We start from the raw sequence: 14,214 nt of genomic DNA on the forward strand, positions 1-14,214 counted from the left end.
GTTAGAACTCGCTGAATTGTTTTTGGAGTACCTATGGAACCCTTCGAAATCGCAATATTTCTATTTGGCGCATCCCTCTTGGCGATACCTATCGCCACGATATGGCTGGTCTTCAAGGTTTGGGAGCTGACCGCGAATATCAAGAGTCTTCAGCGGCGAATGGAAGATGTTGAGACTGGTCAACTCACCGCGCCCACGCCGCGCCAAGTTCTTCCGCCCGAACCGCAAAGGTTGGCGCCCGAGCCATTGCCTGCGCCTGTCGCGCCTGAAACTCCGCCCGAGCCTGAAACTCCGCCTGAGCCGGAAACTCCGCAAGAGGTCCCAGTAGAGCCCCAGCCGGAGCCGGTCCTAGAAGAGCCAGTCGCGGAAGAGCCAGTCGACGAAGTCGTCGAGGCAGAGAGTCCTCAGGCGCCTCTGGCGGCAAAGCCATCCAAGTTCAATCCGCGATTTGAGAAGCCGCCAGGGTCCCAAACCCCGGAAGCTGAGGCGCCTGCTCAACCAAACCCACCACGAGAGCCACAGCCCGAACAACGGCAGCGTCCGGTCCCGCCAGCCAAACAACCCGAAGCTCCACAAGGCCCCGGCCTCATCAATATCCTCCAGGAGAACGTGCTCGCCGTTATCGGCGTGCTCGTGATCTTCGTAGGTCTTGCGGCACTCATCAGGTATGGGGCGAGCGAAGGCTGGTTCTCGTTCCCAATCGAGTTCAGGCTAGCCGGCATCGCCGCCTTTGGCATCGCGGGAACGGCCATCGGATGGTGGCAGAGGAACACGCGGCGAGCATTTGGCCTCAGCCTTCAAGGCGGTGGCGTAGGTGTTCTCCTGATGACCACCTTCGCGGCCTTCAGATTCTACGAGCTTCTCGATCCCACGCTTGCGTTAGGAATGGCGATCATCCTCGTGACCGCACTCGGTATCATGGCCGTGGCCCAAAACGCGAGCGGGCTTGCGGTGCTAGCCATCCTCGCGGGTTTTGCCTCTCCGCTGCTCATCTCCACGGGCTCAGGCAATCACGTCGCGCTCTTTAGCTACTATGCCGTCTTGAACTTCTCCATCTTCGGTATGTCGTGGTGGCGCTCGTGGAAATGGCTCAATCTCTTGGGATTCTTCTTCACGTACGGAATCGGATTGCTCTGGGGCGGGCTCGAGTACTCAGATGAAAAACTCATGAGCACCATCCCGTTTGTGGCCGTCTTCTACGCATTCTTCCTCGCGATCCCGATATTCAACGCACGAAAGGAAACCGACCGCAGCTCACTTGGTTTCGCGGATATGGTGGTGGTCTTTGGAAACCCGCTCTTCGCCTATCTCTCAGTTACTTTGTTGATCCTGGAGCAGCTTCCTCTGGCATGGATCGCCTTCGGTGTCGCGCTTTTGAACATGGTGCTCGGGGCCGTCCTGCTTCGACTCCAAGACTACCGAGGCCTTGGCATGGCGCATGCCGCAATCGCGCTGACCTTTGCTACCCTCGCGGTACCACTTGCGTTCTCGGCCCAAACAACGGTGGCGATCTTCGCCATCGAAGGCGCAATCCTTATCTGGCTCGGGCTCAAGAATAATATCGGATGGCAACGACTGGTGGGCGGGTTGCTCAAGATTCTCGCGGCCATCTTCTATATCTTCGTGAACACCGACATCTCCGACCCAGCTATCTTCAATCCGGCGTTCATGAGCGGCCTCGTGCTCGCGCTGGCTGGATTTGCCACCGCGCTATTCTATCGCCGACGCGAAGACTCAACCGATAGCGTCCTCTTTGTGTGGGGACTCTTTTGGTGGGTGGTCACGGGTCTTAGGGAAATCAACGAGTTCGTACACTTCAGCGACCACTATGACGCATGGCTCGTCTTCGCGGCCCTGACCATGGGGAGCCTCGCCTCCTTCCATAAGTATTTCGCGTCCCAACTGCTAAGGCTCGCGGTTGTGGTTGGATTTGCGTGCGGTGCTCTGGCTCTGCCTAAAATCGAGGAATTCGGACACGTCTTTTCCGGATGGGGCCCAGGCGCATGGGCCATCTGGGGCACGCTCGCCATGTGCTCACTCTATAGCCTCCGAGACCACAAAGGCCTTACGGTCCCGACCATTCATGCCATCTGGGTCTTGGTCGTCGGCGTGGTGGTCTCCTCGTTTGCGAACCATACGGTGGGCGAACTTGGACTTGCGACCGGTTGGGAAGCCGCCGCAGGAGTCGTACCGTGGCTCGTCCTCGTGGGTCTGACCTCCTTTGCTCCGCGCGTCATCTTCTGGCCGACGCTCGGGTTTGAGCGCTGGCGCCCGTTCCTGATGGCCATGCTACAGGCGGTAGTCTTGGTGCTCTGGCTCATCTTGTTGACCCACCCGGGAGACTCAGGCCTCACCTGGATTCCGCTCGTCAATCCGGTGGAGTTGGTCCTCCTGACGATCCTCGCCATGTTCATCGCCTGGTTCAAATCGGGACTAGTCGAGGAAGACCTTCGCGGAATGATGCGTACCGGCATCTCACTAGTTTCTCTGGTCTCGCTCACCAACGTAACTCTGAGAGCCGTCCACCAATACACAGATGCGCCTTGGTCTTTCGAGCTTTGGGATAATGCCACCGCTCAAATGAGTCTCACCGTGGTCTGGAGTCTCTTCGGCATGGGCCATTGGATCGCTGGCTCCAAGCGCGGCGATCGCGGCATGTGGAAGGTCGGCGCGATCCTTATCGGCTTGGTGCTCGTCAAACTCATCGTTGTAGACCGAACCCACCTCGGGGACTTGATGGGCATTGGTTCATTCATCGCGTTCGGTCTACTTTGCCTTGTGGTGGGCTACCTTGCTCCCGCACCCGTGGCAAAAGATGCCGTGTTGAAGTCCAGTCCAGACGAGTCTCAAAACGCAGGAGATCAACCATGAGAGCTCTGACCTTCATTGTTCTGATTCTTCTCATCCTTCCGGCGAACGCGTTTGCGGCTGATTTCGGCTGGGCGTGGCCCATCGCGCCGAGCCGCGATGAGTCTGGTGCCTATCTCGTTGAGTTGTCTTCCGAGGTCTATGAGGCCACAACAGACTCTCGAGTTGGCGATTTGATCGTTCGGAACGCCAAAGGCGAAGAGGTTCCTTCGGCGCTCATGCCCGCAGAAAATGTGGTGGAGCGGGCTGGTTCGCTCGAGCTTCCGCTCTTTGAGCTTCCGCCCCAATGGGAGCACCATAACCTCTGGACCATCAGTCGTGAGACTCGAACGCAGGGCAGGGTAGAACGTGTTGAAACTGAGCATTTGCACTCCCATACGGGGCCTCCGGTCGGAGTTCTGGTCGACGCGTCTCGCGTCCGAGATCCCATTGAGTTTCTGGAGCTAGAATGGAGCCCTGACCACGCCCCGCTCGATACTGAGGTGATCATCGAGAGCAGCTCGGATTTTGAAACTTGGCACGAATCAGGCCGCGGTAAATTGGTCGACCTCCAGGCTGAAAACGAACGCGTGCTCCTCAACAAGCTGAGCGTCGACAGGAGTCAGCGCTATCTCCGAGTTCGTGCAGCCAAGGGGCTCCTCGTGCCGGTTCTGAGCGTGCGTGCACACCTCGCGCCACAGTCAGAAGACCCTGAATGGCAATGGACTCGTGTGGTCGGAGATACAAAATTTCACCCAAAATACACCGAGATTATCTACACAAACCCGGGCAGATTTCCGGTGCAAAAGGCGGATATCGAGCTCGAAGAAAACTCGGCAGCGCGCTGGAAGCTAGAGAGTCGTGACTCGCTTGACGCGCCCTGGAGGTATCGCGCTGGCTCATGGGTCGGATTCAACCTTGGCGGCGATGTGGCCAGCAGGTCGGCTGCTAGAGAGCTGGAAGGCGTTGTGCGTGACCGCTACTTCCGTCTGACGAGCGATGCCCCAACCCTTGACCAACCCACGCTCCTCCTCGGCTGGCAGCCCGAAACACTGGTGTTCCTGGCCCGTGGCCAAGGCCCCTATGAACTGCTCGCCGGAAGTCACGACAGGCGCCGCATCAACGCGCCCGTGCCGGAACTCGTCTCAACCCTGAAGTCCCATTTTGGAGAGGCTTGGCGGCCTCTTCCGGCATATCTCGGCCCTATGGAGGAGCGCGAGGGGGAAGCCGCCAGCGTAGCGCCCGTAGAGGTCGAGAAAACCCCGTGGATTCTATGGAGCGTGCTCGTGCTGGGCTGCCTGCTAGTCGCAGGGATTTCTATATCTCTCTTGAAACGATGACCTAGAACGAGCGCCCAAGGTCTACATAAGCCCCATAATTCAGCGAATTCGCAAGGTAGCCGGTGTCCGGCGAGAGGCCGATCGCGGCGTTCGCCTGCCATGGGCCATGCCGGAAATCCAAGAAAAGTGATGTACCGATAACGTTTCCAAACTCATCAAAGTCCCCCACACGCCTCGGGTCATCAAGCACCACGCCGTTCGCGGTAAATCCGATCTCGGACTCGCCCCAGAGATTGAAGGACTGAGCTACCTCTCCACCCACATAGCGTTGAGCCAAAAAAGCAGCCCACGGTAGGCCTGGCACCGGCAACACATAGGGATTTTGGCCGCCCACCCTCATCCGAGTCAGGTCGTCTTCATTGAAGCCCCATCCGGCCCATTGTCTGACCTGAAGGCGCGCAATTGGGCTCAACTCCACACCCCATGCGCCCCACTGTCGAACCGACAAGATCTCTTTTTCCCCGGGGTTTCTGCCCTCGACCCCAAACTCACCTGAATCGTTCCTGAGCTCGGCGCTGATATCCATTCCGAGCCCAAAACCCTCAATCCTTCGCCTCGCACGCCTGTGTGGGTCGGACCAGCTTGAGTCATGGTCAATCTCCCACCACGCCCAACTCAGCTGGGCGTACGCCGCCAAAAGGTCGGGAGGAAACACGATATCTTCTTCCTCAAAAGCGGAAAAAGCCCATTGCCTTGCCCCCAAACTAAGCGTGAACCAATGAGATGCTAGATTGGTTTTCGCATCCACCTGGGCTTCAGCAAACGACGCATAGAACCCGAGTTCAGGCTGGTCTTCACCCGCCACAAAATGATGAATCAGAAGGCCGCCAAAGAGTGCTTCGGCGCGAACTTGTGCACCGAGCTGGACCTTCCCGAACTGCGTCTGAGTTCGAAGCAGCGCCGTATCCGTGTTGAGCTCGGCTACTAAGAGCCAGTCACCCAAAGGGAGGGCGAGGTGCGCCAAGAATATCCCATGGCCGCCAAACTCGTTGGTGTTCCACGTGTCTGCAGCTCCGTTCACGTAGAGATTCCAAGCGCTCGCGCTCGACGGAAAAAGGCAGCACGCGGCGATCATCGCGACAAGAAATCGGCGGGAATGTTGAATCATGGAAATCACTTATCCTTTGGTAAGTCTTCTCACCCAACAAGAACGTGGTAGCCTTGGCTGAACGAACATCCTCAGTGATTGAGTAGTACATGAAAAACCGACAATTTTACAAGATCTTGTTGTGCGCTCTTGGGGTTTTGGCCGCTGGCTGCGTCGACACTGTGGAAAGTGTCCCACCGGGCGAACTCATCTTCGATTCGGCACCACCTGAAGCCGTATTTGAATTCGCAAATGCCTGTGTCAGGATCGAGCATAAAGGAGAACTACTCACTCGCGATGGCGAGCGCTATGAATGGGGTGGGGAGGGAACGCCCTTTCTGATGAGGGCCAGTGACCTTGGCACATATCTCTTCTACGACGACGAGCGTGGATACCTTTTGCTCGACCTTGAAGGGGTCGAAGCTGGTGCAGAGTACCTGAAGCGTCGAACCGAACTTGAGTCCGATATCACTCGCGTTGACGATAGTTTCGTTTCTCCTGCCGAATGGCAGCTCGAAGTATCGGACCAGGTCTCAAACGCTTTCAATATTCGGCGAAGGCAATCCAACTTCTACATGGGCCCTGAGCCAATTGCCGTGGAGCCCGTACCTCTCAAATTGATAGAGGCGGAGGGGTGTGCAACCTTCCCAGAGCTCAGCCTTGACGCTACTGGAACCCCCGCAAAAACCAAGTTCGAGGACGGCGACCTCTTCGGATTTGTAGACGCGCACTCGCATATCCTCTCGAACTTCGGATTCGGAGGTGGCGGTATTTTTCATGGCGCCCCGTTTCACCGGCTGGGTGTGGAACACGCGCTCGGGTCTTGCGAACAATTCCACGGCGAAGATGGCCGAGCAGACTTCTTAGGCGCCGGCGATCAGGTCGACCAGACAGAGATTATCTCGTTGCTCTCAACCGGACTTCTGCCGGAGCCAAGCCATACGACAGACGGCTGGCCAACATTCACTGACTGGCCAAGCACAGAGCATATCACCCACCAAACTCAGTACTATATCTGGCTCAAACGCGCATGGATGGCCGGGATGCGGCTGGTGGTCCAACACGCGGTGTCGAACGAAGTCTTCTGCGATTTGATGGCCGATACAGGCTTTCAACCCGTACGTTGGGACTGCCGAGACATGCTGAACGTAGACAGGCAAATCGAAGAAGTACGAGTGATGGAGAGGTATATCGACGCGCAAGAAGGCGGGCCAGGAAAAGGCTGGTTCAGAGTGGTGGAGTCCCCCGAAGACGCCCGCGCAGTGATTGCCGAGGGCAAGCTCGCCGTCATCCTTGGCATCGAGGTTCCGAATCTCTTCGAGTGCTATCTCACCCGCCGCCCGGACGACCCAATCTGCGACCGCGACCACATCGAAGCACAGCTCGACGAGTATTACGCCAAAGGAATCCGCGCGATCTTCCCGAATCACAAGTACGACAACGCGTTTACACCCGGCGATGGGCATCGCGGAATTGTAGAACTCGGTAACTTCGTACAAACCGCACATTATTCGAACTTCGTTCAAGACTGCCCTGATGTTCCGACCACGTTTGACTATGGTCCGGTGCAGTTCGGCGGCATCAACGAGCCGCGCGAAGACTACCTTGCGCCTGCACCAAACGAGTTGCTTGAATTCAGCATGAGCCCATTGAGGGACCTTTTGCCCTACCTCCAGCTTTTACAAGAGCCGGCGCTCGAAGGAGACTGGTGCCAGGCGGGAGGGCTGACTGAAGCAGGGCGAGACTTGATTCGAGGCATTATGGAGCGCGGGATGATTCCAGAGATCGACCACCTCCCGAGACGAACGTACGTTGAGGTCTTCGAGATGCTTGAGGAAGCCAATTACCCCGCAGCAGCGACTCATGGGAACACCAACCGTGGGAAACTCTACGAGATCGGCGGTCTCTCCATTGCTGGAATCTCTCGTTGTTCAACGGGTGAGCCGGGGTCTCTAATGCGCGGCTTCAGGGCGCAGAAAGGGGAGATTGACGCCGCTGGCGCCTATCCCGGCCTTGGGTTCGGGTTCGACTTTAACGGTATGGCGACCATGCCTCGGCCGAGGTTCGGTGATTTGGCAAATTGTGGTGAGCAACAGTCGAATCCGGTCGAGTATCCATTTGTGTCCTTCGACGGGGCTGTGGAGTTTACACAGCCTCTGGTCGGTGAACGGGTGGTCGACTTTAACACCGAAGGCATGGTCCATATCGGGTTAGTGGCGGAGTTGCTCGAGGATGCCCGCCGGGATGGCGCTACGGACGAGGACTTCGAGCTCATCTTCCGGTCCGCGGAGGCCTACATTCGTATGTGGGAGAAAGCGTCTCTAAAGTAGCCACTCCCATTCAGATTCCTCGCAAGCTCGAAGCGCGCCAGGCTCAAGGTTGCCTAGTTCAAAACCGCCGTAGCTCACGCGATGGAGTTTAACTACTGGATGCCCGCTATTGGCCAGTATCCGCCGAACCATTCGGTACTTTCCTTCACTGACTTCTAGTCGCAGCGTCTGTCCGTCAACGCTCAGTAATCCCGCGGAGAAGACGCCCTCGGCCGTTTCAACTCCGGCCGCCAGTGTCGTGCGCAACCGAGCCTCATCCACTGGATTCTCCACCAGCGCCTCGTAGACACGAGGTACCTCGTGCTTTGGATGCAAGAGCTTTTGCGTCAATTTTCCATCCGACGAAAAGAGCAGAAGACCCGAGGTGTCGGCGTCCAGTCTGCCCACCGGGTGCATCACGCTTTGCCATGCCTCGGGCAGAACTTCCTGAAGATCTTCTCGGCCCCAGTTGTCCGCCATGCTCGACTGAACGCCCACGGGCTTATGGTAGATCGCGAAAAGCGGGGCCTCCTCGTAGGCTTCGCCGTCCACAAGGACCTCCAGGCTCCCATCGACTTTCTGCGAAGGATCCCGAACGACCATTCCACCCACACGGACTCGACCCTGTCTACAAAGTCGTTGAGCCGCCTGTCTCGATGCCGCACCGCGGCGCGCCAATATTTTATCTAGTCTTTCCATGGCCGCCTCACTACACCCGTCGGGACCCAAGTTCAATCTGCACGGTGAATTTGGCCACTTTATGCTATGACGCGCCGGGTCTTTTGTGAGGCAGGGATGATGAGCGGAAAATCAAAGGCGCAAAAACGAGGCAGCAGCACCCATCACTCCGGAGCAGTTCGCGACCGAAAAGTGCTCGACTTGCTAGCTGAGTTCAAGGACTCGGCCGGCGAAGTGTTGGTGGTCAATGACCGCGGGCTACTTGAGCATCCACACCGCTGGAATTGGCTTTCATGGGGAGATGCAGCGGGAAGCACCACACCGCCGAATGGCCCGTTCGACACCATCCTGCTCAGAATGCCCAGAACAAAGGCGACCTTTCTCTACGCCCTTCATATGTGTGCTGGCGTTCTCGGTGAACATGGACGCCTGATCGTTTGCGGAGCCAATGACGAAGGCGCAAAATCGGCCGGCACACTGCTCGAGCAAGTCTTTGAAAGGAGCGGTACGATTCGTACCAAGGCTCACTGCAGAATTTGGGAGGCTACGGGTCCGAAAGAAGGTCTAAAAACCAGAGTTGAAGAGTGGGAAGAGTCGATCGAATCACCCTTTGAGGGGCGAAACTGGTACACCTATCCGGGTGTGTTTGCACGCGGTGAACTCGACGACGGAACCAGTCTTCTGCTCGATTGCCTTCCAGATCTCAAGGGTAAGAAGGTCTTGGATTTCGCGTCGGGTAGCGGCATGATAAGTGCCGCCGCTTTAGACCGCGGCGCAGGCCAGGTCACCATGCTGGAGGTTGATGCCCTGGCGGGATTGGCTTCGGCACGTAACGTACCTGAGGCTCAGCTTGTGCTCTCCGATGGCTGGTCACGGCTAGCTCCAGAGCCCTTTGATCTGATCGTATCTAACCCTCCAATTCATCAGGGCAAAGTAGAAGATTTTAGTGTGCTCCACGCTTTGGTTCAAAGGGCTCCAGAGTACCTTTTTCCAGACGGATCCCTTATCTTCGTAGTCCAAAGACAGGTGCCAATTCCTCGCCTTTTTGGCCCCAAGACTTTTGAAATATTGGCAGAGAATCCGCGCTTCTGGGTCCTTGCGGCCTGACCACGTCTACGCGGGCTCTGTCCGCGTATGCGAATATAATACGTTTCGTACCGCATTAGATAATGCGGTACGAAACGTTCAGTACCGCAAAAGGGATTTTTCAAGCAAAAACATCCCTTTAGATCTTTCCACTTTTCCAAGATCATAGCATCATCCCGCGCGAATCTTTTTATAACGCCCATCCAACGCGGAGTGAGCCCGCGTTGACTGACCACGCGCGAGGTCTATATGGCAAAGAAGCACCCCGAACCACAAAGACCACAAGGACTGCCCCCTGAGGCAACCTGGAACGAAGACGAGAACGAGTGGGAGGTCGGCACCAAATCACCCGACGGCAAATTTCAAGGAGATTGGATCTGGTGGTACCCCGACGGGACGGTGATTTGCCGAGCCACTCACGACGAAGAGGGTAGGCTGCACGGCTACTTCGAACGTTTTCACCCGAACGGGGAGCGCTCGCAATGGGCCGTTTGGAGGCACGGTAAGGTCCACGGCCTCAACTCGTGGACTCGGCCGACATCCGGAAAGGCGGACACCGCCTCGGTACTCCCGCCCAACCTCGGTGACCATGTGATGCGAATGGACCTGCCTTACGATCAAGGGCGCCCGCAGGCCTATCATTTCACTCTCTATACCCTTGAAGGCATTGATAGCCCCGTGCCTCATGATTCAGATGGCAGGTCTATCGATCTCGGTGAGCACCTGAGTCGCGTCGCTGCGGAGACCACGTTCTTTCTACTCGAACCATATTTTCGGGACGTCGAAGGCAACCACATCGAAAATACCGAAGAAGACGATGTGCGTTGGATCTACGATGGCCCGACTTCCAACGGTTACTTTGGAGTGCGCCGCCAGCAAGGCTACAACACGAAAATCTTTGAAGTCTCAAAGGCCGAAATGTCGCGCGCCTTCACGCTCTCGAGTGATTACTACCTCGCTAGTCTGGAGGCAAAACGCCCGGCTTCGGTACCGGAGAACGCGATCTGGAATCTCGAGGATGAGGTTTGGGAATGCGGAAAAACCGAAGATAAGGTCAAGATGGGACGATGGGATCTTTGGGATAAAGAAGGCAAACCCATTGGCCACGATACCTTCTCAAAGTACGGAGTCCTGCACGGTGAGAGAGCTCGGCTCGCCTCCGATGGAACCGCATATCTCCACGAAGTCTACTACAAGGGAGACATTGAGAAGGCCTTATACATCCGGACAGGTGCTACCACGAAGTTTTTTGAAGACGTTGCCGAATCCATCGATCGCATCGAAATGGAGCTCTATGACGGGGTTCTTCTCTCGAAGTTCTTCGCCGACGGAATCCAGGTTAATCATCTCGGAGTAGCAGTATCAGAAGCGTTCTGCGACTCAGATTTTGATTTCTCGCCAGAAGAATTTCTAGAGAAACGGTTCGCCATATATCTAGGAACAAATGCGTCCTCGATCGTACCACAAGGCCTCGCTCACGATTCCCTGCAGGGCTTGGCACGCAGACTAAACGAGCCTCCACGTCATCTGGTTGAGTGGACTCTCGAGGATGTGCTGACAAGTGCGCTTGCTGAGGAGGAACCCGGCAACACTGAGCGCGTGATCGAACGACTGAAATACTTTAGAGCCGACGTTCTTTGGGATACCCGACAAACCGACGCGTGGGAGCTTTTTTGTGGGTTCGCTCCCTTCGGCAGAAAGCCCTGGCCGGCATCAACCTACTTCGTCGATGCTACAGGGTTGGATACAGGAGTTTGGATATTCTCTGGAGCCCATCGGTTAGCCACGAGTGTCGAGTCATTCATCTATGCGCAATGCGCGTTGGACGCCTATAAACAGAAGGGGAGCCTCTCGCCCGAAGCCTTCCGGCGCGCCATGAAATCTGTGGAAGATTCGGTGTTTGCGCTTGGTCCCTTTGAGGGCTTCATTCCGGATTCCTACTCCTCTCGGAGACAGCTACACAACAAACATCCCTACGTCGAGAGGGGTGAGTGGATCATCAAAGCCCTCGCCGGTCAACTTCAGCCCTCGGACATCGTCGTCTGGCCTGAAGTCCCTTCGCTGGAGCAATTAAAGTCGATTTGCGAGTCCAGTCTGGTCGATGCTTCCTACTGGTTGTTCCGGCTCTTCTTCACATCAAGTGATCTCACTGAGCCTTTGGCCGAGCACCTGAAAACCGCGCAGTCCTGGTTGATTCGGGATGTCGCCGGATTCATAGACGAGATTCTTTGGGGCCGAGAGTTCATTGGGCCTGTCGAGGACATCTACGAGTACCGAGGTAGATTGCAGGCTCAAGGCATTCTGCCCGGTTCATACGACGTTCAGCCCTTGGATGAAGAGGAAGACACACAAGACCACAAAAGTCCTACGAGCTTCGCGCCTGTCCTCTCCAGGCTTGGTTGGCCCTACAATTTTACGCAGTTTTGGACGGCAGCCCATCGAGCGCACCTCGCCACCCCAGAAGAAAAGCTTCGAGCCATTGAGTCCTTGCAGCCCTTAAGTCTTGGTCCTGCAAGGATGCCCGTCGTAAGGTTCGCGCTCAAAAGTCTTGGCGCGGAGGTAGACGATGTGCGGCTCTGGGTGCGCACAGCCCTCGCACCAGAAACTAACCCCGAAAGCGCTCGAGATGGCGAAGAACAAACCATTTGGGCGCTACGTGTCGCGGGCGAAGATGACTCGGTCGAGGCTGAGGTAATCTTGGAATGGGTACATCACGCGCACACGCCAATTCGGGACGCTGCCCGCCTCGCAGCGTCCAAGAAGAACCCCGAGACAATCTTTGAGCCGCTGCCCGATATCTCCACATTGGATGCCGATACGCTTGGTCTCGCTCTAAAGGATTGGGTCGCCGCGTGGAAGCCCTATGCAAAGAATATCGAGCCTTCAAAACTGCTACGAGACGGCCTAGAGAGGCTCATAAGCCTTTCTGACACCGAAAACACCCAAGAGGTCGTCTCGACGCTAAAAGCCTTTCTGGAGTCCAATGAGCCGGCGTTTAAGGAGCTCGCCATGAGCTTCCCTATTCCAAATCATCCAGAACTCGTCGAACCCATGCGCAAGGTCGAAGAGACCGCGACAGGCTGGGTAGCTCGGCTTGCGCGGCACTACTTGTACAACAACAATCAGGCTGATATAGCCTGACGGCACGATTTTGTCCGCCAGGGGCATCCTTCATGGTGAAGGATTGAGAAGCACCCTTGGAACCTGATCCGGTTGATACCGGCGTAGGAAGAGCGGATAGAGAACGCATTCGTGCATGCGTTTTCACCGCTCCTTTTTTCTTGGAGCAAAACATGAACAACGAATTTTCTGAGTCTTATCCTAATTCTTCACGTATCTGGGTCGAAGGCACACGCGGCGTGCGCGTCCCGTTCCGGCAGGTCAACCTCACCAACGGTGAGTCCGTACAGCTCTACGACACGAGCGGTCCAAGGGATATCGACTGTACCCGCGGTCTGCCACAACTTCGCAAAGACTGGATCTACGGCCGTGAAGATGTCCAAGAGGTCGAGCGCCTTCTTCCCCTCCCGGATTGCGTACCTCAAACCCTCCATCGCCCGGTCCTAAAAGGCAACGGGCGAGTCACTCAACTGCATTACGCGCGCCGCGGTGAGGTCACGCCGGAGATGGAATTCGTGGCGCTGCGTGAAGGCGTTGCGCCAGAATTTGTGCGCGACGAAATTGCGAGTCGACGCGCAATTCTTCCCTCAAACATCAATCACCCGGAAGCCGAGCCCATGATTATCGGGCGCAACTTCTTGGTCAAAGTGAACGCAAATATCGGCAACTCCGCGGTGACTTCGTCGATTGAGGAAGAGGTCGAAAAAGTGCGCTGGGCCTCACTCTGGGGCGCCGACACTATCATGGACCTGAGCACCGGAAAGAACATCCACGCCACACGCGAGTGGGTCATCCGCAACTCGCCGGTACCGATTGGCACCGTGCCCATCTATCAGGCTCTCGAAAAAGTAAACGGCAAGCCCGAGGACCTCACCTGGGAGATCTTTAGAGAAACCGTCATCGAACAAGCAGAGCAGGGCGTGGACTACATGACCGTGCACGCCGGCGTCTTGCTTCGCTACGTGCAGCTCACCGCCAAACGCGTGACCGGCATCGTGAGCCGAGGCGGGTCCATCATGGCCAAGTGGTGTTTGACCCATCACCAGGAGAACTTCCTCTACACCCACTTCAGTGAACTCTGTGAAATATTCGCCGCCTACGACATCGCCTTCTCGCTAGGCGACGGCCTTCGGCCAGGCTCCATTGCCGACGCAAACGACGAGGCTCAGTTCGCAGAGCTTAAGACGCAGGGCGAGCTAAACCGAATCGCATGGGAGCATGACGTGCAGGTGATGAATGAGGGGCCAGGCCACATCCCGATGCACCTCATCAAAGAGAATATGGAGAAACAGCTCGAGTGGTGCGACGAGGCGCCATTCTACACGCTCGGACCCCTGACCACGGACATCGCACCTGGGTACGACCACATCACGAGCGCCATCGGTGCCGCCATGATCGCCTGGTACGGAACGGCCATGCTCTGCTACGTCACGCCAAAGGAACACCTCGGTCTCCCCAACAAAGACGATGTGAAGGCGGGCCTCGTTGCCTACAAGATCGCCGCCCACGCCGCCGACCTCGCCAAGGGCCACGCTCGCGCGCAAGAGTGGGACGACGCCCTCTCCAAAGCCCGATTCGAGTTCCGCTGGGAGGACCAGTTCAACCTCGCCTTGGACCCCGTGACGGCGCGTGCGTACCACGACGAAACCCTGCCTGCGCCGGGTGCCAAAGTCGCCCACTTCTGCTCCATGTGTGGCCCCAAATTTTGCAGCATGAAGCTCAGCCAGGACATCCGCGAACTCTAACC

The 14,214-nt window shown here is 56.8% G+C and carries 8 protein-coding genes and 1 riboswitch; of the genes, 6 read left to right on the forward strand and 2 right to left on the reverse strand.

From position 1 onward, the window contains the following. Positions 1-33 precede the first annotated feature (33 nt). Entirely contained in the window at positions 34-2,871 is a 2,838-nt protein-coding gene (locus FRD01_RS17040) for a DUF2339 domain-containing protein (RefSeq protein ID WP_146961761.1), read from the forward strand. Further along, the gene (locus FRD01_RS17045) at positions 2,868-4,187 is read left to right on the forward strand and encodes a DUF3999 family protein (protein WP_146961763.1); all 1,320 of its coding nucleotides are present in this window, start codon (positions 2,868-2,870) and stop codon (positions 4,185-4,187) included. Before FRD01_RS17040 ends, FRD01_RS17045 begins: the two co-directional genes overlap by 4 nt. A gap of 1 nt (position 4,188) precedes the next feature. Here the strand turns inward: FRD01_RS17045 and FRD01_RS17050 are convergent, their stop codons facing one another. Beyond that, complete coding sequence (locus FRD01_RS17050; protein ID WP_146961765.1) at positions 4,189-5,295, reverse strand: hypothetical protein; 1,107 nt, start codon at positions 5,293-5,295, stop codon at positions 4,189-4,191. Between the two features lie 89 nt (positions 5,296-5,384). On the opposite strand from FRD01_RS17050, the gene FRD01_RS17055 reads away from it, so the two are divergent. Then, on the forward strand, positions 5,385-7,604 hold the full coding sequence (locus FRD01_RS17055) for a hypothetical protein (protein ID WP_146961767.1): 2,220 nt from the start codon (positions 5,385-5,387) through the stop codon (positions 7,602-7,604). Here FRD01_RS17055 and FRD01_RS17060 read toward each other — a convergent pair. After that, the gene (locus tag FRD01_RS17060; protein ID WP_146961768.1) at positions 7,596-8,282 is read right to left on the reverse strand and encodes a pseudouridine synthase; all 687 of its coding nucleotides are present in this window, start codon (positions 8,280-8,282) and stop codon (positions 7,596-7,598) included. The genes FRD01_RS17055 and FRD01_RS17060 overlap by 9 nt on opposite strands. Positions 8,283-8,378: 96 nt before the next feature. Here FRD01_RS17060 and FRD01_RS17065 point away from each other — a divergent pair, with 96 nt between their 5' ends. The 3 genes from FRD01_RS17065 (at position 8,379) to thiC (ending at position 14,212) form a co-directional block, all read left to right on the forward strand. Continuing rightward, positions 8,379-9,368, forward strand: coding sequence for a class I SAM-dependent methyltransferase (locus FRD01_RS17065; protein WP_249755697.1), 990 nt, complete (start codon positions 8,379-8,381; stop codon positions 9,366-9,368). 228 nt (positions 9,369-9,596) lie between these two features. Continuing rightward, positions 9,597-12,488 carry a toxin-antitoxin system YwqK family antitoxin gene (locus FRD01_RS17070; RefSeq protein ID WP_146961772.1) on the forward strand — a complete coding sequence of 964 codons (2,892 nt, stop codon included), beginning with the start codon at positions 9,597-9,599 and terminating at the stop codon, positions 12,486-12,488. 9 nt (positions 12,489-12,497) lie between these two features. Beyond that, positions 12,498-12,596, forward strand: a riboswitch (TPP riboswitch). Positions 12,597-12,640: 44 nt separating this feature from the next. After that, positions 12,641-14,212 carry a phosphomethylpyrimidine synthase ThiC gene (gene thiC, locus FRD01_RS17075; RefSeq protein ID WP_146961774.1) on the forward strand — a complete coding sequence of 524 codons (1,572 nt, stop codon included), beginning with the start codon at positions 12,641-12,643 and terminating at the stop codon, positions 14,210-14,212. Positions 14,213-14,214 lie beyond the last annotated feature (2 nt).

The organism is Microvenator marinus (assembly GCF_007993755.1).
GTDB classification, from domain to species: Bacteria; Myxococcota_A; Bradymonadia; order Bradymonadales; family Bradymonadaceae; genus Allomicrovenator; species Allomicrovenator marinus.

What these genes read in the sequence shown, in the direction of transcription:
- FRD01_RS17065 (WP_249755697.1), top strand. Translation starts at nt 8,379, where the DNA reads ATGATGAGCGGAAAATCAAAGGCGCAAAAACGAGGCAGCAGCACCCAT.
- thiC (WP_146961774.1), top strand. Translation starts at nt 12,641, where the DNA reads ATGAACAACGAATTTTCTGAGTCTTATCCTAATTCTTCACGTATCTGG.
- FRD01_RS17050 (WP_146961765.1), bottom strand. Translation starts at nt 5,295, where the DNA reads ATGATTCAACATTCCCGCCGATTTCTTGTCGCGATGATCGCCGCGTGC.
- FRD01_RS17055 (WP_146961767.1), top strand. Translation starts at nt 5,385, where the DNA reads ATGAAAAACCGACAATTTTACAAGATCTTGTTGTGCGCTCTTGGGGTT.
- FRD01_RS17045 (WP_146961763.1), top strand. Translation starts at nt 2,868, where the DNA reads ATGAGAGCTCTGACCTTCATTGTTCTGATTCTTCTCATCCTTCCGGCG.
- FRD01_RS17060 (WP_146961768.1), bottom strand. Translation starts at nt 8,282, where the DNA reads ATGGAAAGACTAGATAAAATATTGGCGCGCCGCGGTGCGGCATCGAGA.
- FRD01_RS17040 (WP_146961761.1), top strand. Translation starts at nt 34, where the DNA reads ATGGAACCCTTCGAAATCGCAATATTTCTATTTGGCGCATCCCTCTTG.
- FRD01_RS17070 (WP_146961772.1), top strand. Translation starts at nt 9,597, where the DNA reads ATGGCAAAGAAGCACCCCGAACCACAAAGACCACAAGGACTGCCCCCT.